Here is a 20,151-nt window from a genome sequence, read left to right on the forward strand (position 1 = left end):
CAGGTACCGTTTCCGGCGTGCGCCTGGGCGTCCTTGACGTGGGTTCGAACACCGTCCACCTCCTCGTGGTGGACGCGCATCGTGGTGCCCACCCGATCCCGACGACCTCCGAGAAGACGATCCTGCGGCTCGCCGAGCAGCTCGACACCGGGGGAATGCTCAGCAAATCAGGTGCTGACCAGCTGGTTCGCGCTGTGGCCGCCGCCAAGGCGTCGGCCAAGCGCTCCGGCTGCGAGGACCTGATGGCGTTCGCGACCTCGGCGGTGCGCGAGGCGGGCAACTCGGCCGAGGTGCTCGACCGGGTGCGCACCGAGACCGGGGTCGACCTGAAGGTCCTGTCCGGCGAGGACGAGGCGAAGTACACGTTCCTCGCCGTCCGCCGCTGGTACGGCTGGTCGGCGGGCAAGCTGCTGTGCCTCGACATCGGCGGCGGCTCCCTCGAGCTCGCCGTCGGGCGCGACGAGAACCCGCAGATGGCGTTCTCCGTGCCGCTCGGCGCCGGCCGGCTCACCAGGACCCGGTTCAAGAAGGACCCACCACGGCGGTCAGAGGTCCGCGAGACCACCGAATGGCTCGCCGAGCAGCTCGCGCCTGTGGCGCGGAAGCTGAAACGCGCGGGAGAACCCGATCGGGTGGTTGCGACCTCGAAAACCTTCCGAACGCTGGCGCGGCTCACCGGGGCCGCGCCATCGTCTGCCGGGCCCAGGGCGCGTCGCGTGCTCACCGACGCCGGCCTGCGGCAGCTGATCGCGTTCATTTCCCGGATGTCGGCCAGCGACCTCGCCGAGCTGGAAGGTGTCAGCACCTCGCGTGCGCACCAGCTCGTCGCGGGTGCGCTGGTCGCGGAGGCAACCATGCGAGCCCTGTCACTCACGCAGCTGGAGATTTGCCCGTGGGCGCTCCGGGAGGGTGTCATCCTCCGGCGGCTGGACCACACTGATGGGACGGACCAGAGCGATACTGGACGTACCAGCCAGACCGGGGCACGGTGGAGTTGATGAGTCGAGAGAGCGGATCGGAGCACACGCAGCGCACTGTCGCTGAGCTGCTCGCCCAGTACGGCGGCAGCTCGGGGGAGGCGCCACGTCGGCGACGCCGCCGCGCGGAGGACGACGACGACGTCCAGCAGCCGGAGACCGCGCCCCAGTCGATCATCGAGCGCGTCCTGTCCGACAGCGGCCGGCTCATGGCCGTGCGCGACGACGACCCGGCACCGACCGGTCGCCGCGCCGCACCGGAACCGTCCTCCGAGCGGACCGCCTACCAGCCGGTGCCGCCGGTGACACCGCCCGCCGCACCCCCGAAGGCACCCAAGCCCCCGGCAGCGCAGCCCCCGCAGCCGCAGCCGTCGCAGCAGCTGCCCAAGCCGCAGCCGCAGGTCCGCAGACCAGGCCAGCCCGCTCCCGTGCCCCCGCCCGCCGCTGCCGCCGAGCAGACCCGGCAGGTGCCGCCGGTCCGCGACCAGCCGTCGCGCTCCGACCTGCCCCGTCCCGACCTGGCCCGCCCCGAGGTGTCCCGGTCGGACCTGCCGCGCCCGGACGTGGCCAGGCCCGACGTCTCGCGGTCCGACCTGCCGCGCCCGGACGGCGCCCGCATCGAGTCCCGGCTGGACCCCGCCGCACCGCCGGCGTCGCGCACGAACATCGCGCGCCCGCCGAAGCCCGGCCAGCCGTCGGTGCCGCTGCCGGTCCCCGGTCCGCCGCGCGAGGCGATGACCGAGCAGCTCCCGCGCATCCCGGCGAAGGCGCCGGTCGACCAGATCGCGGCGCTGGAGACCGAGTCGGTCCTGATCGTGCCGCCCGCACCGCCGAAGCTGCCGGAGCCGCTGCCCGGCAACGACGCCGACGCGTGGTTCGGCGACGACGAGCCCGACCTGCAGAAGACCGACCTGTCGCTGCCGCCGATGGAGTCGACCGCGGCCCACGCGGGCCCGTACGTGGACGACGACGACTCGCAGGAGTACGCCGTCTACCGCGAGGACGACTACCTCGCCGATGCGGACGAGATCGACGACGACGAACGCCCGGCGGGCCTCGACGACGTCAGCGAGGCCGAGGAGGACCCGGAGGAGGACGCGCAGCGCTCGCCGGCCAAGGAGTGGCTGGTCATGATCGGCCAGCTCGCGGTCGGCGTCCTCGGCGGCGCGGCACTGTGGCTCGCGTTCAACTTCCTCTGGCGCACCCAGGCCGTGGCGGCGCTGGTGGTCGCACTGGCCGTGACCGTCGGCCTGGTGCTGCTGGTCCGCAAGATCCGCCGCGCCGACGACCTGCAAACCACACTGCTCGCCATCCTCGTGGGCCTCATCGTCACTGTGTCACCAGCGGCGATGCTGCTGGTGAAGAGTTGACGGCCCGCATCCCGGTCGGGCTTTCCACGGCATCGGTCTACCCGCAGCCCGCCGGAGCTGCCTTCGAGATCGCCTCCGAGCTGGGCTACGACGGCGTCGAGCTGATGGTGTGGGCCGACCCGGTCTCCCAGGACATCCGGGCGGTGGACCGCCTGTCCACCCGCTCCGGCCTGCCGGTGCTGGCCGTGCACGCCCCGTGCCTGCTGATCTCCCAGCGGGTCTGGTCGCCCGACCCGGTGGAACGCCTGCGCAAGGCCGTGCGGGCCGCTCAGGACCTGGGCGCGCCGACCGTGGTGCTGCACCCGCCGTTCCGCTGGCAGCGCAGGTACGCCGACGGCTTCGCCGGCCTGGTGTCATCGCTGGAGGACGAGAGCGGCATCGCGATCGCCGTGGAGAACATGTTCCCGGTGAAGCGCCCGCTCGGTCGCGGCCGGTCGGTGCAGATGACCGCGTTCAAGCCCTCCATCGACCCGACCGACGTCGGCCACGCCAACTACACCCTGGACCTCTCGCACTCGGCCGCGGCGCACGTGGACGCGCTGGAGCTGGCGAAGCGGATGGGCGACGGGCTGCGGCACGTCCACCTGGCCGACGGCTCCGGCGCGCCGAAGGACGAGCACATGATCCCCGGCCGCGGCACGCAGCCGTGCGCCGAGCTGTGCGAGCGGCTCGCCCGCAGCGGGTTCGACGGGCAGGTCGTGCTGGAGGTCAACACCCGGCGTGCGGTGACCCCGGCGGCCCGGCGGGAGATGCTGGCCGAGGCGTTGCTGTTCGCGCGGCTGCACCTCGACTGGCCGGCCGACGGCCCCTCCACGACCCCTCGCTCCGCCCTGTCCTGAGTGCACGCGGGGAGCTTTCGTACTCCCACAGCGCACGAAAGGACCCCGCGTGCGCTGAGCGGCGGAGGCCAGCGGGTTAGGGTTCCGGTGTGGACCCGCTGCGAGCGTTGATCATGGCCGCGTCTCGCAACGAGGCGGTGCGGCACCTCGTCGCCAACGCGCCCATCAGCCGGGACGTCGTGAGGCGGTTCGTGGCCGGCGAGTCGACGGCGGACGCCGTGCGGGTCGTCCGCGATCTCGGACTGCCGGTGACGCTCGACTACCTCGGCGAGGACACCACCGACAAGGCGCAGGCGGAGAAGACCGTCCAGGCCTACCTGCAGCTGCTCGACGCCCTGCACGCCGCAGGCCTGGCGGCGAACGCCGAGGTCAGCGTGAAGCTGTCGGCGGTCGGCCAGTCGCTGGACGAGTCGCTGGCGCTCACGAACGCCTCGCGGATCTGCGCGGCGGCCGAGCAGTGCGGCACGACGGTCACGCTCGACATGGAGGACCACACCACCACCGACTCGACGCTGGAGGTCCTGCGCGAGCTGCGCAGGACGTGGCCGTGGGTCGGGGCGGTGCTGCAGAGCTACCTGCACCGCACGCTCGACGACTGCCGGGCGCTCAGCCACGAGGGCAGCCGGGTCCGGCTCGTCAAGGGCGCCTACGCGGAGCCGCCGGAGGTGGCGATCCAGGACCCGCACGAGGTGGACCTGAACTACGTGCGCTGCGCCAACGTGCTCCTGGCAGGAGAGGGGTACCCGATGTTCGGCACGCACGACCCGCGGCTCATCGAGATCATCGGTGAGCGGGCGCGGTGGTATGACAAAACCGACTTCGAGTTCCAGATGCTCTACGGCATCCGGCCGGAGGAGCAGAAGCGGCTCGGGACGCGCGTTTATGTCCCGTACGGCGAGCAGTGGTACGGATATCTCATGCGGCGACTTGCGGAACGGCCTGCCAACGTGACTTTCTTCCTGCGGTCGCTGGCCAGCCGCTCATGACCTTCTCGAAGTCCAGCGCGGTGCGGTCACTCGGTGACGGAACCTTCACCGCCTCGCTCCCGGCCGAGTGGACCGTGGGCCCGAAGCCGCACGGCGGGTTCCTGCTCGCGGTCATGACCAGGGCCGCCGCGGAGCTGACCGGCCACGACCCGCTCGCGGTGTCCGCGCAGTTCCTGCGTGCGCCCGAGGTCGGTCCGGTGCTGGTCAGGACCGATCTGCGCAAGGCGGGGCGCACGGCCACGGTGGTGGCGGTGACGCTGGAGCAGCGCGGTCAAGTGTGCGTCGAGGCGTCGGTCACGCTCGGGCGCATCCCGGAGAACCGGGCCGACTACGCGAACCTGCCGCAGGTGCCGGCCGCGCCGCCGCCGGGGTCGATCGAGCTGGCGTCGTTCCCGACCGGCGGGGCCTACAAGGTCGGCGCCCTGTGCGACCTGCGGGTGGACCGGGAGTCGGCGGCGTTCCTCGAACGGCGCACGGACGGGCCGCTCACGTTCAAGCTGTGGGCGCGGCCGGTCGACGAGCACCCCGACCTGCTCTTCGCGTTGCTCGCGGGCGACCTGTCGATGCCGGTGACGTTCAACCTCGGCCGGTTCGGGTGGTCGCCGACGGTGCAGCTGACGGCCCTGCTGCGGGCGCGGCCGGCACCGGGGTGGCTGCGCATCCACGTCACCTGCCAGGCGGTGCACGGGCAGTGGTTCGACGAGGACGCCACCGTCATCGACGCGACCGGCCGGCTGGTGTGCCAGGCACGGCAGCTGGCGCTGACACCCGCTGTGTGAGACTTGACCGATGACGAAGATCGCGGTGCTCGGCGCGGGCAAGATCGGTGAGGCGCTGCTGTCCGGGCTTCTGCAGGGCGGTCGTCCGGCCGCCGATCTGATGTTCACCGAGAAGCACGAGGCCCGTGCGCGCTCGCTCACCGAGCAGTACGGCATCGAGGGCACCACGGTGGCCGGTGCGGCGGCGAGCGCGGACGTGCTCATCGTCGCCGTCAAGCCGCAGGACATCGAGCCGCTGCTGGTCGACCTCAAGCCGGTGCTGAAGCAGGGCGCGCTGGTCGTGTCGCTGTGCGCGGGGCTGCCGACCGCCCTGTTCGAACGCAGGCTGCCGGAGGGCACGCCGGTGGTGCGGGTCATGCCGAACACGCCGATGGTCGTCGGTGAGGCGATGAGCGCCATCTCCGGTGGGTCCAACGCCACGCCCGAGCACCTCAAGGTCGTCGAGGAGCTGCTGTCGACCGTGGGCAAGGTCGCGGTGGTGCCCGAGTCGCAGCAGGACGCCGTCACCGCCCTGTCCGGTTCCGGCCCGGCGTACTTCTTCTTCCTCGTCGAGGCGATGATCGACGCGGGCATCCTGCTCGGCATCCCCCGTGACCTGGCCTCGCAGCTGATCATCCAGTCGGCCGTGGGCGCCGCGACGATGCTGGCGGAGGGCCAGTCGCACCCGGTCATCCTGCGCGAGGCGGTCACGTCACCGGCGGGCACGACGATCATGGCGATCCGCGAGCTGGAGAAGCACGGCGTCCGCGCGGCCCTGCTGGCGGCCATCGAGTCGGCCCGCGACCGCTCCGTCGAACTGGGCCGCCAGCACGAGGACTGAGTGCACGCGGGGAGCTTTCGTACTCTCCTGGTGCACGCGGGGGCCCCGCGTGCCCCTCAGGGGAACGCGGGACTCCCGCGTGCCATCAAGACTGACCGGTTGGTCGTCGCAGTGGTCACACCAGTCCCGCTACTCTCAGGGCAGCACGTGCGTGTCGAACCGTCGGTGGGGAAGACCGACGGCACGACACGTGTCGAAGGATGCGGTGATGCATGTCTGCGAAGGAGAACGAACGAACAGGTCTCGCTCAGGTGCAGTTCCTGACCGTGGCCGAGGTGGCCTCGATGATGCGGGTCTCGAAGATGACCGTGTACCGCCTGGTGCACTCCGGTGAGCTGCCCGCTGTGCGGGTCGGGAAGTCGTTCCGGGTGCCCGAGAAAGCGGTGCACGCCTACCTCGAGAACGCGTACTTCGACGCCGGCTGAAGGGCGTTGCAGGACTGGCGAACCCCAGCGGGTAGACTGGCAGGCCGATCGTGCTTACCGGCGCGCCGTGCTTGACACGGCCAAGGCTGGGGCGCGCCAGTAAAAGCAACGTCTAGAGCTAAGGATCCCGCATGGGCTCGGTCATCAAGAAGCGCCGCAAGCGCATGTCGAAGAAGAAGCACCGCAAGCTGCTGCGCAAGACTCGCGTCCAGCGCAGGAAGCGCGGCAAGTAAGGCCCATGTGCGGCTCTCGCCACCGCCGGTCCCTCTCGCAGGGGCCGGCGGTGGCTGCTTTTCCAGCACGCCCGGTAGTTGCACTGGCACGGAATTTCACCCAGTGAGACGCTTGCCCGGAAACGCGGGAACGGTCGCCGCCGATCGGGTGATTGGGCCGTAAAGGCTGCGTGACCTGCGTCAAGACGGCGTTCCGGCCCCCTGCGCTCGTCGGCCGGGCTTGTAGCATCGACCAATCGCACCACCCGTCTGCTTGGAGTCGCATGACGCCCAAGGTCGTCCTCGTCACCGGAGTCAGCCGCTTCCTCGGCGGCCACCTCGCCGCGCGGTTCGCCGCGAACCCGGACGTCGAGCGCGTGCTCGGGGTCGACACCGAGCCACCGCCGCGTGACCTGCTGCGCCGCATGGGGCGGGCCGAGTTCGTGCGGGCGGACATCCGCAACCCGCTGATCAGCAAGGTCATCGCCACGGCGAACGTGGACACGGTGGTCCACGCCTCCGTCACCGCCAACCCGGCCGGGCCCACCGGCCGCACGGCGATGAAGGAGATGAACGTCATCGGCACCATGCAGCTGCTGGCCGCGTGCCAGAAGTCGCCGAACGTGCGCAAGCTCGTGGTGAAGTCGACGAGCGCCGTGTACGGGTCCAGCTCGCGCGACCCGGCGGTGTTCACCGAGGACATGGGCCCGAAGGACCTGCCGTCGTCCGGGTACGCCAAGGACGCGGTCGAGGTCGAGGGGTACGTGCGCGGGTTCGGCCGCCGCAGGCCGGACGTGAACGTCACGACCCTGCGCTTCACCAACTTCATCGGACCGCGCATCGACACGGTCCTCACCCGGTACTTCGCGCTCCCGGTCGTGCCCACGGTCCTGGGTTACGACGCGCGCGTGCAGCTGCTGCACTCCGAGGACGCCCTCGCTGTCCTCGAACGCGCGACGCTGCACGACCTGCCGGGCGTGTTCAACGTGGGCGGCGACGGCGTGCTGCTGTTGTCGCAGGCCATCCGCAGGGCGGGCAGGCTGGCCCTGCCGGTGCCCAGCGCGGCCGTGCCCACGGTCGGCGGCTTCTTCCGGAGCGCCCGGCTCGTCGACTTCTCACCCGACCAGATGAGGTTCCTCAACTGGGGGCGGGTGGTCGACACGACCCTGCTGAAGAGGGAGTTCGGGTTCACACCGCGGTGGACCACCCAGCAGGCGTTCGACGACTACGTGAGCGGCCGGGGTCTCAAGCCGCTCGTCGATCCCGAGACGGTGGACGCCGCGGAACGGGGAATCCTCGACGCGGCCGCCCGTTTCCGCTGATCTTTGCCTGAGGAGATGAACGCAGTGGCAGGAGCGCGCGTTATCCCGCTGCACGACCCGGAACGCGACGCCGCACGCAGAGCGCGGCACGTCGAGGTGGTCCCGGAGCCCGCGCAGCAGCAGTCCGGGGTGCCGGACTGGGAACGCCGGCTGACCGACCTGCTGTCGTTCGCGCGCAGGCGGATCGCGGGCGACTACCAGGTCGACGAGTTCGGGTTCGACAAGGACCTGACCGAGAACGTGCTGATGCCGCCGCTCAAGCCGCTGTACGAGAAGTGGTTCCGGGTCGAGACGATCGGCATGTCGAACGTCCCGGCGACCGGGGGTGCGCTGATCGTGGCGAACCACTCGGGCACGTTGCCGCTCGACGCGCTGATGACGTCGTACGGCATCGCCTCCGAGCACCCGGCGCAGCGGCACATGCGCATGCTGGGCGCCGACCTGGTGTTCCGCACGCCGGTGCTGGGCGCGCTCGCCCGCAAGTCCGGGCAGACGCTGGCCTGCAACCCCGACGCCGAGCGGCTGCTGTCGTCCGGCGAGCTCGTGGGCGTGTGGCCGGAGGGCTTCAAGGGCATCGGCAAGCCGTTCAAGGACCGCTACAAGCTCCAGCGCTTCGGCCGCGGCGGGTTCGTGGCGGCGGCGCTCAAGACCGGCACGCCGATCATCCCGTGCTCGATCGTGGGCGCGGAGGAGATCTACCCGATGATCGGCGACATCAAGGCGCTGGCCCGGCTCTTCGGGTTCCCGTACTTCCCGGTGACGCCGTTCTTCCCGCTGCTGGGGCCGCTGGGCGCGATCCCGCTGCCGTCGAAGTGGTACATCGAGTTCGGCGAGCCGATCCGCACGGACGTCTTCGGCGAGAACGCGGCCGACGACCCGATGCTCGTGTTCAACCTGACCGACCAAGTGCGCGAGACGATCCAGCAGACGCTCTACCGGCTGCTCACGCAGCGCCGGAACGTGTTCCTGGGCTGAGCAGGGCGTTCGCCGTCTCGACGGTCGCGGCGCGGGCGGCGCGGAACAGCAGCGAGCCCGTGCTGATCCGCCGCACGCCGAGGTCGGCCAGGCGGTGCACCGGCTCGCCGGCCAGCACGTTCAGCGGGGTGTCGAACGTGGCGGTGAACGTCGCGATGCCCGGCAGCGGCAGCCTCGGCACGAAGATCCCGTCGGCGCCGGCGGCGAGGTAGTGCTCGGCGCGGCGCAGCACCTCGGTGGTCGTCGCGTCGATGCCGAGCCAGTGCGTGTCGACGCGGGCGTTGACGAACACGCCCGGCGTCCGCCGCTTGACCGCCGCGACCAGTTCCGCCTGATCAGCCGGGTCGGCGAGGTGGTCGCCGCGGCCGTCTTCGAGGTTGATCCCGGAGACGCCGAGCGAGGCGACGTACTCGGCGACCTCGTCCGGGTCTTCGGAGAACCCGTGTTCGACGTCGGCGGTGACCGGGCACGGCAGCGTGCCGATCAGCCGGGCCAAGGCGCGGGTGTGCTCCTTGGCGAGTCCGGACGCGTCGGGCACGCCGTGCGCCGCCGAGACTCCGAAGCTCGTGGTGCCGACGGCGGGGTAACCGGCTTCCTGGAGCGCGACGGCGGTGGCGTGGTCCCAGGCGTTCGGCAGCAGCAACGGCTCGGCGCGGTGGTGCAGCGCCTTGAACGCCATGTTCTTCGCGATCTTCGTGGCGAGCTCGCGGCCGGGGCAGGCGTGGGCGCCGTGACCGAACGGATGAGCGGTGAGGTCGACCTCGACCACGCCCTGCGCGCTCTGGCGGCGCGTCAACGGGACCGGAGGCGTCCGATCACCGGTTGTCAGGCGGTCGGCGAACGCCCGCGTTGCCGCCCAGGCCTGCACCAGGAGCCCGATCCGGGCCGCGGTGGTCTCCGTGCGCCCGTGCCGGGCCACCAGCCGTTCCACGGCCGCGTCAGCCTGCGCCGTGATCGGCTCGTGCGGCTGGTAGCTCGGCGCGATCTCCGCGACGTCGGCCGACGCGCCCGGCAGGACCCGGTCGGCCAGCTCGTCGAGCGTGGTGGCGTCGACCCCCTCCAGCAACGCGGTCGTGAGCGCGCGCCGGCGGGTGTGCTCGGGGCCGTCGCTGAACCGGACGACCTGCGATCGAAGCCACGACACCCCGCTCTCACCTGCGGGGACGCTGGGCACGGGCAGGCTCAGCAGCTCTTCGGTCACGTCACGAGGCTAGGGCCGGGACGGTTCGGCGCTGACCGAATCGTCGCAGGCGCAGAATGGCCGTCGTGGAGGCATTGGCACAGGTGGCCGCGCTGCTGGCGGACCGGACGCGGGCCGCGTTCTGCTCGGCGCTGCTGGACGGCCGGGCCTGGACCGCGACCGAGCTGGCCCGGCACGCGGGTGTGGCGCCGTCGACCGCGAGCGAGCACCTGACCCGGCTCGTCGAGGGCGGTCTGCTCGCCGAACACCGTCAGGGCCGGCACCGGTACGTCTCGTTGGCAGGACCGCACGTCGCCGAGCTGCTGGAGTCGATGACCGCGTTCGCGGGGCCGGGGGAGAAGCCGCGCACGCTGCGGGCCGCGTCGGCGTCGGAGGCCCTGGCCCGCGGCCGGACCTGCTACGACCACCTCGCCGGGCAGCTCGGCATCGCGCTCAAGACCGGTCTGCTGGGGCTGGGCGTGCTGACCGCCGACCTCGCCGTGACGCGGCACGGCCTGGTCTGGCTCGGGGAGCTCGGCTTCGAACCCTCGAAGCGGCAGGTCAGCAGGGCCTGCCTGGACTGGACCGAACGCGTCCCGCACGTCGCCGGAGCCGCCGGGGCCCACCTGTGCGGCGAGTTCCTCCGGCGGGGCTGGGTCAGGCGGATCGGCACGAGCCGCGCCGTCGTGCTCACCTCGCGGGGCGAGCACGGCTGGCGCGACCTGGGCCTACTCGGCTAGCGCCGCCCGCAGCCGGTCCTCCTCGACCTTCCAGAACCCGTGCTCGACGCCGTCGACGAGGAACACCGGCACCTGGTCGCCGTACTCGGCACGCCACTCCGGGTCCGAGTCGACGTCCTCCACCGACCAGGTCGCGCCGGCCTCGCCGCAGATGCGGGCGATCTCGGCCTCGGCGACCTCGCAGGCGTGGCAGTCCTTGCGGCCCATGACGGTCACGTGGTGCATGTCAGGCTCCCAACGGCCGGCGCAGCACGGCGCGGGCCAGCTTGCCGGTCGGCGAGTGCGGCAGCGTGGCCGCGAACTCCACCGACGTCGGCACCTTGAACTTCGCGAGCCGGGCCGCGCAGTGCGCCACGACCTCGTCGGAGGTCAGCTCCTGGCCGTCGCGCAGCACGATCACGACCTTCACCGACTCGCCGGTCCTCTCGTCCGGCACGCCGACCGCCGCCGCCTCCACCACACCCGGCAGCTCGCCGAGGACCTGCTCGACCTCGTGCGGGTAGACGTTGAAGCCGTTGACGATGATCAGGTCACCGGCCCGGTCGACCAGGTGCAGGTCACCGTCGGCGTCGATGAACCCGACGTCGCCGGTGCGGAACCAGCCGGTCGCGTCCGGCCCGTGCGCACCGTCCGGCCAGTAGCCGGAGAACAGGTTGTCGCCCTTCGCCGACACCAGGCCGGTGCCCGGCTCGTCCTCGTCGATGTCGAGCACCGAGCCGTCGGTGTCGACCAGCCGGATCTCGACGCCGGGCAGCGCCCTGCCGACCGAACCCGGCTTCGGCGTGCCGCCGACCAGCGTCGACGTCAGCACCGGGCCCGTCTCGGTGAGGCCGTAGCCCTCGAAGACCGGGATGCCGAGCGCGGTCTTCATCTCGTTGATGACCCCGGCGGGCAGCGGCGCCGCGCCCGAGGTGAAGAGCCGGACCGTGGCGAGCTTCTCGCGCAGCACCTCGACCGGGTGGGCCAGCAGCGCCCGGTACATCGGCGGCACGCCCACCATCGTGGTCACCCGGTGCTGCTCGATCACGTCCAGCGCGCCGGCCGGGTCGAAGCGCTCCAGCAGCACGGCCGTGGCGCCCGCGCCCGCGACCTGCAGCAGACCGGGTCCGAGGCCGTAGACGTGGAACAGCGGCAGCGCGAGCAGCACCCGGTCGCCCGCGGTCACCGGCGCCGGGCGCAGCGAGGCGCACTGGGCGACGTTCGCGAGCAGCGCGCGGTGGGACAGCATCGCGCCGCGCGGCACACCGGACGTGCCGGAGGTGTAGCCGAGCACCGCCAGGTCCTCGCCGCCGCCCACCGCCTCGAACGGTTCCGCGGTCGCCCGCACGTCCGGCAGGTCGAGCACGGTGGCGTCGGACCCCTCGCCGTCACCGACCAGCAACGCGGCCCCGGAGTCGGCCAGGATGCGCTGCAGCTCGCGCGACGGGGTGCCGGGACCGGTCGGCACGACGACACCGCCCGCGCGCAGGACGCCGAACACGGCGACCACGAACTCGGGCCCGGTGGGCAGCCGTACCGCCACCCGGTCGCCGGTTTCCAGACCAGAATCGGCCAAACGGCGGGCGAAAGCGTCGACCGCGCCGTCGATGGTCTCCCACGTGAGGCTCAACCCGCTCGTGACGTCGACCAGTGCGACGTGGCCCGGCCCCCGCTGTGCCGAGGCACGAACCAGATCTGCGACATTGCGAGCGGAAGTCACCATGGCCTCCTCATGAACAACTGGGCGCTCCGAGCAGTCTTCCACGCGTCGGCGGCGTCACGAATACGCGGTTGGTGCGTCTCCACATCACAATCGGTCCACTACCTACTACGGAGTAACAACACGTATGCTGCCGCCACGGCGACTCTGTGGAGGTGCCGCCAGCCGATGACCGCGCGGGCACGACCGACGATCAGGACCACCCGGACCATGACGGGAGGTCAGCACGACGACGCAGGCGACGAGCCGTGGCAGCTCGTCAAGGCCGCCCAAGAGGGTGACACCGACGCGTTCGGAGTGCTTTACGACAAGTACGTCGACATGGTGTTCCGCTACGTCCTCTTCCGGGTGGGCGGCGATCGGGCGTTCGCCGAGGACGTCACCAGCGAGACGTTCTTGCGCGCGTTGCGCAGCATCGGGTCGGTCAGCTACCAGGGCCGCGACGTCGGCGCCTGGTTCGTCACGATCGCCCGCAACATCGTGTACGACCACGTGAAGTCCAGCCGCTACCGGCTGGAGGTCACGACCGCGGAGCTGCAGGACAACCGCGAGGAGACCAGCGGCCCCGAGCAAGAGGTGATGACCGAGGCGACCAACGCGGAGCTGCTCCGCTGCGTCTCCCAGTTGGGGGACGACCAGCAGGAGTGCATCCGGCTGCGGTTCATCGAGGGCAAGTCGGTGTCCGAGGTCGCGGAGCTCATGGACCGCAACGAGGGCGCCGTGAAGGCGTTGCAACACCGGGCCGTCCGACGGCTCGCACAGATCCTCCCGTCGTGGTTGCGGTGATCGCGATCGCAGACGCGTAACCCAAAGCAGATCAACTTCGTTACTCGGGCTGAGATGGACGGCAAGGGAAGAACACCGCGGTGGCGGCAGACGGAGCACGAGCGATTCGCCCGTGCCGTGGAAGGCGGTCCGCAGCCGGTCGGGGGTGACTCGTTCGCTGAGGAGCTCGCGGTCGTCGAGCTGCTGCGCGGCCTGGACGTCGGCCCTGACGCCGCGACCCGCGAGCGGATGAGGCAGCGCGTCCTGACCGCGCCGCCACCGGAGAAAGCGCCGGTGCTCCTGTCGGTAAGACGCGTGGGAGCGCGTGGCCGGATGGCGGTCGCCGCCGCCGCGGTGCTGTGCCTGCTGATGTCACTCGGTGGCATGAGCGTGCTGCTCAGCCGTGACGCGCTCCCGGGAGACCCGCTGTACGGGGTGAAGCGCACCGCGGAGGGCGCCTCGCTCGGCCTGACCTTCGACGACGAGTCGCGCGCGCTGAAGCACCTGGAGTTCGCCGCCTCGCGCGTCACCGAGATGGAGACGCTCGCCGACCGCGGCGCCGACTCGGCGAGCCAGCTCACCGCCCTCGCCGACCTGGACGCCGACGCCGTGGAGGGCGCGCGCCAGCTCACCGCGTACGGCACCGTGGCCGACAAGACCGTCCTGCCCTCGCTGCGCGACTGGGCCCTCGACCAGTACGAGAAGCTCGGCGTCCTGCGCCCCCGCCTGCCGGAGGACGCCGGCAAGCACGCTGACACCACCATGTGGCTGCTCGCCTCCATCGCCCAGCGCGCCCACGACCTGGCCGCCCGCGCCGCCTGCCCCGACGTGGTCAGCGGCACCTCCGACCCGCTCGGCCCGCTGCCCGCGAAGGACGCGTGCGCCGCGGCGCCGACCCCGAGCACCACCCCCAGCCGCTCGCCGGTGGCCCCCACGCCGTCCGGTCGGCCGGTGCCGTCCGCGTCCGGCCAGCCGCCGGTGCAGCCGACGCAGTCCGCGGTGCCCGGCCTGCCGGGGGTCTCGACGCCGCCGGTGCCGTCCGGTCAGCCGGACACGACCCCGCCGCCCACGTCGGGCAAGCCGGGGATCACGATCCCGCTGCCGTTGCCCCTGCCGAGCATCTCGCTGCCGCTGCTGCCGGGGATCAGCTTCGGCTGACCCGGCCGCCCGCCGGCCGGCCGGGGCCGGCGCGGTGCGTGCTGCCGGGGTGCGCTCGGCCGCCGGGAGGAGGCGGCCCGGGGGCTTGGTCCGCCGGGCGCCGCCGCCCGTTCGGCACCACCCGCCACCCGTCACCCACCAGGTCTCGTTCCGGCACGACATGGAATCCGCTTCGGCGCAGTCGGGCGTTTTCGACCGGACCAGATCGCTAGGCTGGTCACATGGCAGGCAAGCGTGAGGTGCAGAGCGACCGGCTGGCCGAGCTCGCGGGTGAGGCGTCAGCCGACGCGGCCGTGGCCGCCGCTGCCGCCGCGCCCGAGCTCGAAGCCTCGCTGGCGGTGCCGACGGACCTGACGGCGGCCGCGTTCTTCGACGTCGACAACACGATGATGATGGGCGCGTCGATCTTCCACTTCGCGCGTGGGCTGGCGGCGCGCAAGTACTTCTCGTCGTCGGACCTTGCCGGGTTCGTCTGGCAGCAGCTGAAGTTCCGGGTCGGCGGGCGGGAGGACCCGGAGTCGGTGAAGGCCTCGCGGGAGCAGGCGCTGTCGTTCGTGGCCGGGCGCAGCGTCGCCGAGCTGGTGTCGCTGGGCGAGGAGATCTACGACGAGCTGATGGCCGACCGGATCTGGAAGGGCACGCAGGCGCTCGCCCAGATGCACCTCGACGCGGGGCAGCGGGTCTGGCTGGTCACCGCCACACCGGTCGAGCTGGCGCAGATCATCGCGCGGCGGCTGGGGCTCACCGGTGCGCTCGGCACGGTCTCGGAGTCGGCCGACGGCATCTACACCGGCCGGCTGGTCGGCGACCTGCTGCACGGCAAGGCCAAGGCGCAGGCGGTGCGGTCGCTGGCCGCCAAGGAGGGGCTCGACCTGCGGCGGTGCACGGCCTACTCGGACTCGTCGAACGACGTGCCGATGCTCTCGGTCGTCGGCACGGCGGTGGCGGTGAACCCCGACTCGCAGCTGCGGGAGATCTCACGCCGCAAGGACTGGGAGATCCGCGACTTCCGCACCGGGCGCAAGGCGGCCAAGATCGGCGTGCCGTCGGTGCTGGGCGTGGGTGCGCTGGCGGGTGCCGTGGCGGCCACGATGGCGTGGCGGCGCCGGGTCAGGTAGCCCCGCCGGCTGATTACCGACCCCTTACGGGCCGTGCGAACCGGGGCCGGGTCGGTGTCGAATGAGAGGCATGAAGCCCGCCAAGGCCGCTCTCACGGGACTGCTCGCCGTCATCGCCGCTCTCGCGGCCGGGCACCTGGTGGCCGCGTTCGTGGGCCTGAGCGCCTCGCCGTACCTCGCGGTCGGCAACGCCGCCATCGACCTCACGCCGTCGTGGCTCAAGGACTTCGCCGTCGCCACGTTCGGCACCTACGACAAGCTCGTGCTGCTCACCGGCATGGCGCTGGTCCTCGCGGGCGTCGGCGTCGCGGCGGGCCTGCTCAGCCGCACCAGCCCCACCCCCGGCTCGGTGGTCGCGGTCGCGCTCGGCGTCGTCGGCATCGCGGCCGTGCTGAGCCGGCCGGACGTCGGCCAGCTCAGCGTCCTCGCACCGGTCGCGAGCCTCGCCGCCGGCCTCTACGTCTTCCGCTACCTGCACCGGGAGGCCCAGCACGACGGCGCGCGGCGGGACTTCCTCGTCACCGCCGGGCTCGCGGCCGTCGCGGGCGTCGCGGGGCAGCTGTTCGGCAGCCGGACCGACGTCGAGGGCTCCCGCCAGGCGATCGGCGAGCTCAAGGCCGCCACGCCAGCGCCGGAGCCGCCACCGGGCGCCGACTTCACCGGGGACGGCACGCCGAGCTTCATCACCAGCGGCGACGACTTCTACCGGATCGACACGGCGCTGAGCGTCCCGCGGCTCCGCGCCGAGGAGTGGTCGCTGCGGGTGCACGGCATGGTCGAACGGCCGACCGTGCTCACGTTCGACGACATCCGCAGGCGCGACCTCACAGAAGAAGTCATCACGCTGGCCTGCGTGTCCAACGAGGTCGGCGGCCCCTACATCTCCACCGCCAAGTTCATCGGCATCCCGATCGGCGACGTGCTGCGCGAGGCCGGCGTGCGGGCGGGCGCCGACCAGCTGTTCAGCACCAGCGACGACGGGTTCACCGCGGGCAGCCCGCTCGACTACGTGCTGGAACGCGGCATGATCGCGATCGGCATGAACGGCGAACCGCTGCCCGCCGAGCACGGCTTCCCCGCACGGCTCGTCGTGCCCGGCCTCTACGGCTACGTCTCCGCCACCAAGTGGGTCACCGACCTCAACGTGACCACGTTCGCGAAGGACCAGGGCTACTGGATCCCGCGCGGCTGGGCGACCAGGGCGCCGATCAAGACGATGTCGCGGATCGACCGGCCCAGGGGGCTCGCGAAGGTCCGGGGCAGGACCGTCGTCGCGGGCACGGCGTGGGCGCAGCCGACGGGCGTGGCCAAGGTCGAGGTCCGCTTCGACGGCGGGCCGTGGCGGGAGGCCGTCCTCGCCGCCGACGTCAGCGACAGCACGTGGCGGATGTGGCGGGTCGAGGAGGACCTCCGGCCCGGCAGTCACACGGTCGAGTGCCGGGCCACCGACAAGTCCGGGTACACCCAGGACCAGGCGCGCCTGGACCCCGTTCCCGACGGTGCGACGGGATGGCACTCGGTCACGTTCACCGTCGAGTAAGCGCTCACCCGGAATGATCATGAGCCGAGGAAGTGCTGGTCACAGCCCGTCACTGCCGTCGCGACCGGCGAGCGCCGACTTTGTGCATGCGTTCACAAGCGGTACGGTGTGAGCATCACCAACGCCGCGGGCTCCCTGCGGTGGAGCACACCCGGAGGTCGGACGCGTGGCAGCACAGCGGGGCGAAGGTGAGACGACCGCCACCCCTCTGGAGCCCGCCGACAGGGAGCGCGCGCGTGCGATCCCGGAGGCGGCGGTGGCCAGGCTCGCCGTGTACCTCCGCGTCCTGTCCGGCATGTCGGACCAGGGTGTGACCGCGGTCTCCAGCGAGGAGCTGAGCCAGGCGGCCGGCGTCAACGCCGCGAAGCTCCGCAAGGACCTGAGCTACATCGGCTCGTACGGCACGAGGGGCGTCGGGTACGACGTCGAGGTCCTCGTGAGCCACATCGAGCGCATCCTCGGCCTCACCCGCAACCACTCCGTGGCCGTCGTCGGCATCGGTAACCTTGGTCACGCTCTCGCCAACTACGGCGGGTTCCCCGGCCGCGGGTTCCCGGTCACCGCCCTGTTCGACGTGGACGCCGATCTCGTCGGAGTGCCTGTTGGGGGCATTCCGGTCAACCACATCGACGAGATCACCGCTGTTTGCATCGAGCGCGAGGTGTCGATCGGCGTGATCGCGACGCCGCCGCCCGCCGCTCAGTCGGTTTGCGACCGTTTGGTATCTGCGGGCGTGCAGTGCATCCTGAACTTCGCACCGGTTGTCCTCCAGGTTCCAGACAACGTCGAGGTGCGCAAGGTTGACTTGGCGGTCGAGATGCAGATCCTGTCGTTCCACGTCGCTCGGCGTGCGGACGAGGCTGTGCACGCAGCAGGCGGCGTCTCGGCGGGGATCGGCCCGGCAGGCAACAACGGACATGGTGTGGACGGGATGGTGATTCGCCCGTGAGCGTGAGCCAGACGGCTCCGGCAGACGTGGTGAGTGCATGAGCGTGCTCGTAGTCGGTCTCTCGCACCGCACCGCACCCGTCCCGGTCCTCGAACGCGTCACCGTGGCCGAGCCCCAGCTGCCGAAGGTCCTCGGCCAGCTGCTCGCCGCCCCGAGCGTCTCCGAGGCGATGGTCCTCTCCACCTGCAACCGGGTCGAGGTCTACGCCGTCGTCGAGTCGTTCCACGGCGGCATGTCCGAGGTCGTCGACGTGCTGGCCCAGCACGCCCAGGTCGACCCGCAGTCGCTGTACGAACACTTTTACGTGCATTACGCCGCCGCTGCCGTCGAGCACCTGTTCTCCGTCGCGGCCGGCCTCGACTCGATGGTCGTCGGCGAGTCCCAGATCCTCGGTCAGCTGCGCGGTGCGTACGCGGCGGCGGACGAGGCGGGCACCGTCGGCAGGACCGTCCACGAGCTCACCCAGAACGCGCTGCGCGTCGGCAAGCGCGTGCACGCAGAGACCGGCATCGACCACGCGGGCGCGTCGGTCGTGTCCGAGGCCCTCGGTGACGCGGAGTCCGAGCTGGGCACCCTCGTCGGCAGGCGCGCGCTCCTCGTCGGCGCCGGTGCCATGGGCGGCCTGGCCGCCGCCCACCTGCGCAGGGCGGGCATCGGCGAGGTCGTCATCGCCAACCGGACGCAGGCCAACGGTGTGCGCCTCGCCACGTCCCTGCGGGCCGACGGCGTCCCCGCGACGGCCGTCGACCTCGCCGCGCTGGCCGTCGAGATCGACCTCGCGGACATCGTCTTCGCGTGCACCGGCTCGATCGACACGGTGGTCCGCGCGGACATGATCAGCGCCCGCTCGCGCCCGCTCGTCGTGTGCGACCTCGGCCTGCCCAAGGACGTCGACCCGGCCGCGGCCGAACTGCCGAACGTTCGTGTGGTGGACCTGGAAACGCTGCAGCGGCGCCTCTCGGACGCCCCGGCGGGACAGGACGCCAGGCTGGCCGCCCGGCTCGTCGCCGACGAGGTGAAGGCCTACCTCGCCACCCAGCGCTCCGCCGAGGTCACCCCGACCGTCACGGCGCTGCGCAAGCGGGCGGCCGAGGTGGTCGACGCCGAGCTGCTCCGCCTCGATTCGCGGCTTCCCGAACTGGACGCCGCGACACGCGGTGAATTGGCCAAGACGGTGCGCCGCGTTGTAGACAAGCTCCTGCACACGCCGACCGTCCGGGTGAAGGAGCTCGCAACCTCCCCCGGTGGTACCGGCTACGCGGAGGCTCTCCGCGAACTGTTCGGGCTCGACCCCCAGACGCCAGGGGCCGTCAGTCAGACCAAGCAAGCTTCTGTGGATGGTGAAACGCGGTGACCCGCACCCTACGGATCGGTACCCGTGGCAGCGCTCTGGCGCTCGCCCAGACGGGGACCGTGGCCGAGGCGCTCAAGGCTGCCGGAGCACAGGTCGAGATCGTCGTCATCAAGACGCCGGGCGACCTCTCCGACGCGCCCATCGCCCAGATCGGCATCGGCGTGTTCACGTCGGCCCTTCGTGACGCGCTCGCGAACGGCGAGATCGACGTCGCCGTCCATTCTTACAAGGACCTCCCGACCGCGCCGGACCCCCGTCTGGTGCTCGCGGCCGTGCCGCAGCGCGAGGATCCGCGTGACGCCCTCGTGGCGCGCGACGGGCTCACGCTCGGCGAGCTGCCGCCGGGGTCCACTGTGGGCACCGGTTCCCCGCGCCGTGCGGCGCAGCTGGAGGCCCTCGGCCTCGGGCTGAACGTGGTCCCGTTGCGCGGCAACGTGGACACCCGCATCGGCAAGGTCCGCAACGGCGACCTCGACGCCGTGGTGCTGGCTCGCGCCGGCCTCGCGCGCCTCGGTCGCACGAGCGAGATCACCGAGAGCCTGGAGCCCATCCAGATGCTTCCCGCACCCGCACAGGGCGCGTTGGCAGTGGAGTGCCGGATCGACGACGTCGACTCCGAGCACCTGATCCAGTCCACTTTGGACGACTCGGCCAGCCGGGCCGCTGTGACCGCGGAGCGCGCCATGCTGGCTGCGCTCGAAGCGGGCTGCAGCGCGCCGGTCGGCGCGCTGGCCGATGTGGTGGAGGACCTCGACGACGAGGGCAAGGTCGTGTACCGACTTTCCCTGCGCGGGGTCGCAGCGACGCCGGAGAACGATCTCCTCCGCGCGTCCGCCACCGGTGACTTGACCGAAGCTGAGGGACTCGGCCGGGCGCTGGCCGCCGAGTTGCTCGACCTCGGGGCCGCGGTTCTCAGCGGTCCAGAGGCGTAATCGATGGGGAG

Annotated in this window: 21 protein-coding genes; 18 read left to right on the forward strand and 3 right to left on the reverse strand. The window is 71.7% G+C overall.

The window, feature by feature from the left end; translation table 11 throughout:
• Positions 1-17 precede the first annotated feature (17 nt).
• The 10 genes from ACZ7CF_RS16460 (at position 18) to ACZ7CF_RS16505 (ending at position 8,705) form a co-directional block, all read left to right on the forward strand.
• On the forward strand, positions 18-998 hold the full coding sequence (locus ACZ7CF_RS16460; RefSeq protein ID WP_470369916.1) for a Ppx/GppA family phosphatase: 981 nt from the start codon (positions 18-20) through the stop codon (positions 996-998).
• Complete coding sequence (locus ACZ7CF_RS16465) at positions 998-2,347, forward strand: hypothetical protein (protein WP_470369917.1); 1,350 nt, start codon at positions 998-1,000, stop codon at positions 2,345-2,347. Before ACZ7CF_RS16460 ends, ACZ7CF_RS16465 begins: the two co-directional genes overlap by 1 nt.
• On the forward strand, positions 2,344-3,186 hold the full coding sequence (locus ACZ7CF_RS16470) for a sugar phosphate isomerase/epimerase family protein (protein WP_360399870.1): 843 nt from the start codon (positions 2,344-2,346) through the stop codon (positions 3,184-3,186). Before ACZ7CF_RS16465 ends, ACZ7CF_RS16470 begins: the two co-directional genes overlap by 4 nt.
• Positions 3,187-3,275: 89 nt before the next feature.
• Positions 3,276-4,172 carry a proline dehydrogenase family protein gene (locus tag ACZ7CF_RS16475; protein WP_470369918.1) on the forward strand — a complete coding sequence of 299 codons (897 nt, stop codon included), beginning with the start codon at positions 3,276-3,278 and terminating at the stop codon, positions 4,170-4,172.
• On the forward strand, positions 4,169-4,951 hold the full coding sequence (locus ACZ7CF_RS16480) for a thioesterase family protein (RefSeq protein ID WP_360399864.1): 783 nt from the start codon (positions 4,169-4,171) through the stop codon (positions 4,949-4,951). The genes ACZ7CF_RS16475 and ACZ7CF_RS16480 overlap by 4 nt, the downstream gene beginning before the upstream one ends.
• A gap of 10 nt (positions 4,952-4,961) precedes the next feature.
• Positions 4,962-5,771, forward strand: a complete 810-nt coding sequence (gene proC, locus ACZ7CF_RS16485; protein ID WP_470369919.1) for a pyrroline-5-carboxylate reductase — start codon at positions 4,962-4,964, stop codon at positions 5,769-5,771.
• 212 nt (positions 5,772-5,983) lie between these two features.
• The gene (locus ACZ7CF_RS16490) at positions 5,984-6,196 is read left to right on the forward strand and encodes a helix-turn-helix domain-containing protein (RefSeq protein WP_053737062.1); all 213 of its coding nucleotides are present in this window, start codon (positions 5,984-5,986) and stop codon (positions 6,194-6,196) included.
• Positions 6,197-6,327: 131 nt separating this feature from the next.
• Positions 6,328-6,429, forward strand: a complete 102-nt coding sequence (locus ACZ7CF_RS16495) for a 30S ribosomal protein bS22 (protein ID WP_015105422.1) — start codon at positions 6,328-6,330, stop codon at positions 6,427-6,429.
• A gap of 263 nt (positions 6,430-6,692) precedes the next feature.
• Positions 6,693-7,730 (forward strand): NAD-dependent epimerase/dehydratase family protein, encoded by a 1,038-nt coding sequence (locus ACZ7CF_RS16500; protein ID WP_360399858.1) that lies wholly within the window; start codon positions 6,693-6,695, stop codon positions 7,728-7,730.
• 15 nt (positions 7,731-7,745) lie between these two features.
• The gene (locus ACZ7CF_RS16505) at positions 7,746-8,705 is read left to right on the forward strand and encodes a lysophospholipid acyltransferase family protein (RefSeq protein WP_360399855.1); all 960 of its coding nucleotides are present in this window, start codon (positions 7,746-7,748) and stop codon (positions 8,703-8,705) included.
• Here the strand turns inward: ACZ7CF_RS16505 and ACZ7CF_RS16510 are convergent.
• Positions 8,674-9,906 carry an isocitrate lyase/PEP mutase family protein gene (locus ACZ7CF_RS16510; protein ID WP_470369920.1) on the reverse strand — a complete coding sequence of 411 codons (1,233 nt, stop codon included), beginning with the start codon at positions 9,904-9,906 and terminating at the stop codon, positions 8,674-8,676. The genes ACZ7CF_RS16505 and ACZ7CF_RS16510 overlap by 32 nt on opposite strands.
• A 56-nt stretch (positions 9,907-9,962) precedes the next feature.
• Between ACZ7CF_RS16510 and ACZ7CF_RS16515 the strand changes: the two genes are divergently transcribed.
• Entirely contained in the window at positions 9,963-10,625 is a 663-nt protein-coding gene (locus ACZ7CF_RS16515; RefSeq protein ID WP_470369921.1) for an ArsR/SmtB family transcription factor, read from the forward strand.
• Here ACZ7CF_RS16515 and ACZ7CF_RS16520 read toward each other — a convergent pair.
• Complete coding sequence (locus ACZ7CF_RS16520; RefSeq protein ID WP_360399846.1) at positions 10,614-10,850, reverse strand: glutaredoxin family protein; 237 nt, start codon at positions 10,848-10,850, stop codon at positions 10,614-10,616. The genes ACZ7CF_RS16515 and ACZ7CF_RS16520 overlap by 12 nt on opposite strands.
• 1 nt (position 10,851) lies before the next feature.
• On the reverse strand, positions 10,852-12,327 hold the full coding sequence (locus ACZ7CF_RS16525) for an AMP-binding protein (protein WP_360399843.1): 1,476 nt from the start codon (positions 12,325-12,327) through the stop codon (positions 10,852-10,854).
• A gap of 207 nt (positions 12,328-12,534) precedes the next feature.
• On the opposite strand from ACZ7CF_RS16525, the gene ACZ7CF_RS16530 reads away from it, so the two are divergent.
• The 7 genes from ACZ7CF_RS16530 (at position 12,535) to hemC (ending at position 20,140) form a co-directional block, all read left to right on the forward strand.
• Entirely contained in the window at positions 12,535-13,110 is a 576-nt protein-coding gene (locus tag ACZ7CF_RS16530; protein WP_360399840.1) for a sigma-70 family RNA polymerase sigma factor, read from the forward strand.
• Positions 13,111-13,164: 54 nt separating this feature from the next.
• Positions 13,165-14,247 (forward strand): DUF5667 domain-containing protein, encoded by a 1,083-nt coding sequence (locus tag ACZ7CF_RS16535; RefSeq protein WP_360399837.1) that lies wholly within the window; start codon positions 13,165-13,167, stop codon positions 14,245-14,247.
• A 221-nt stretch (positions 14,248-14,468) separates the two neighbouring features.
• Positions 14,469-15,365, forward strand: a complete 897-nt coding sequence (locus tag ACZ7CF_RS16540; protein ID WP_360399834.1) for an HAD family hydrolase — start codon at positions 14,469-14,471, stop codon at positions 15,363-15,365.
• A 70-nt stretch (positions 15,366-15,435) separates the two neighbouring features.
• On the forward strand, positions 15,436-16,905 hold the full coding sequence (locus ACZ7CF_RS16545) for a molybdopterin-dependent oxidoreductase (protein WP_470369922.1): 1,470 nt from the start codon (positions 15,436-15,438) through the stop codon (positions 16,903-16,905).
• Between the two features lie 208 nt (positions 16,906-17,113).
• Positions 17,114-17,854, forward strand: coding sequence for a redox-sensing transcriptional repressor Rex (locus tag ACZ7CF_RS16550; protein ID WP_360399914.1), 741 nt, complete (start codon positions 17,114-17,116; stop codon positions 17,852-17,854).
• Positions 17,855-17,891: 37 nt separating this feature from the next.
• Positions 17,892-19,208 carry a glutamyl-tRNA reductase gene (locus ACZ7CF_RS16555; protein WP_360399828.1) on the forward strand — a complete coding sequence of 439 codons (1,317 nt, stop codon included), beginning with the start codon at positions 17,892-17,894 and terminating at the stop codon, positions 19,206-19,208.
• The gene (gene hemC / locus ACZ7CF_RS16560; RefSeq protein WP_360399825.1) at positions 19,205-20,140 is read left to right on the forward strand and encodes a hydroxymethylbilane synthase; all 936 of its coding nucleotides are present in this window, start codon (positions 19,205-19,207) and stop codon (positions 20,138-20,140) included. Before ACZ7CF_RS16555 ends, hemC begins: the two co-directional genes overlap by 4 nt.
• Positions 20,141-20,151: the final 11 nt, after the last annotated feature.

It is taken from the genome of Lentzea sp. NPDC036955, assembly GCF_055608005.1.

Bases quoted from the DNA above. Each gene is read 5' to 3' on its own strand.
- ACZ7CF_RS16465 (WP_470369917.1), top strand. From the start codon at position 998: ATGAGTCGAGAGAGCGGATCGGAGCACACGCAGCGCACTGTCGCTGAG.
- ACZ7CF_RS16480 (WP_360399864.1), top strand. From the start codon at position 4,169: ATGACCTTCTCGAAGTCCAGCGCGGTGCGGTCACTCGGTGACGGAACC.
- proC (WP_470369919.1), top strand. From the start codon at position 4,962: ATGACGAAGATCGCGGTGCTCGGCGCGGGCAAGATCGGTGAGGCGCTG.
- ACZ7CF_RS16490 (WP_053737062.1), top strand. From the start codon at position 5,984: ATGTCTGCGAAGGAGAACGAACGAACAGGTCTCGCTCAGGTGCAGTTC.
- ACZ7CF_RS16495 (WP_015105422.1), top strand. From the start codon at position 6,328: ATGGGCTCGGTCATCAAGAAGCGCCGCAAGCGCATGTCGAAGAAGAAG.
- ACZ7CF_RS16500 (WP_360399858.1), top strand. From the start codon at position 6,693: ATGACGCCCAAGGTCGTCCTCGTCACCGGAGTCAGCCGCTTCCTCGGC.
- ACZ7CF_RS16505 (WP_360399855.1), top strand. From the start codon at position 7,746: ATGAACGCAGTGGCAGGAGCGCGCGTTATCCCGCTGCACGACCCGGAA.
- ACZ7CF_RS16515 (WP_470369921.1), top strand. From the start codon at position 9,963: ATGGCCGTCGTGGAGGCATTGGCACAGGTGGCCGCGCTGCTGGCGGAC.
- ACZ7CF_RS16520 (WP_360399846.1), bottom strand. From the start codon at position 10,850: ATGCACCACGTGACCGTCATGGGCCGCAAGGACTGCCACGCCTGCGAG.
- ACZ7CF_RS16525 (WP_360399843.1), bottom strand. From the start codon at position 12,327: ATGGTGACTTCCGCTCGCAATGTCGCAGATCTGGTTCGTGCCTCGGCA.
- ACZ7CF_RS16530 (WP_360399840.1), top strand. From the start codon at position 12,535: ATGACGGGAGGTCAGCACGACGACGCAGGCGACGAGCCGTGGCAGCTC.
- ACZ7CF_RS16535 (WP_360399837.1), top strand. From the start codon at position 13,165: ATGGACGGCAAGGGAAGAACACCGCGGTGGCGGCAGACGGAGCACGAG.
- ACZ7CF_RS16540 (WP_360399834.1), top strand. From the start codon at position 14,469: ATGGCAGGCAAGCGTGAGGTGCAGAGCGACCGGCTGGCCGAGCTCGCG.
- ACZ7CF_RS16545 (WP_470369922.1), top strand. From the start codon at position 15,436: ATGAAGCCCGCCAAGGCCGCTCTCACGGGACTGCTCGCCGTCATCGCC.
- ACZ7CF_RS16555 (WP_360399828.1), top strand. From the start codon at position 17,892: ATGAGCGTGCTCGTAGTCGGTCTCTCGCACCGCACCGCACCCGTCCCG.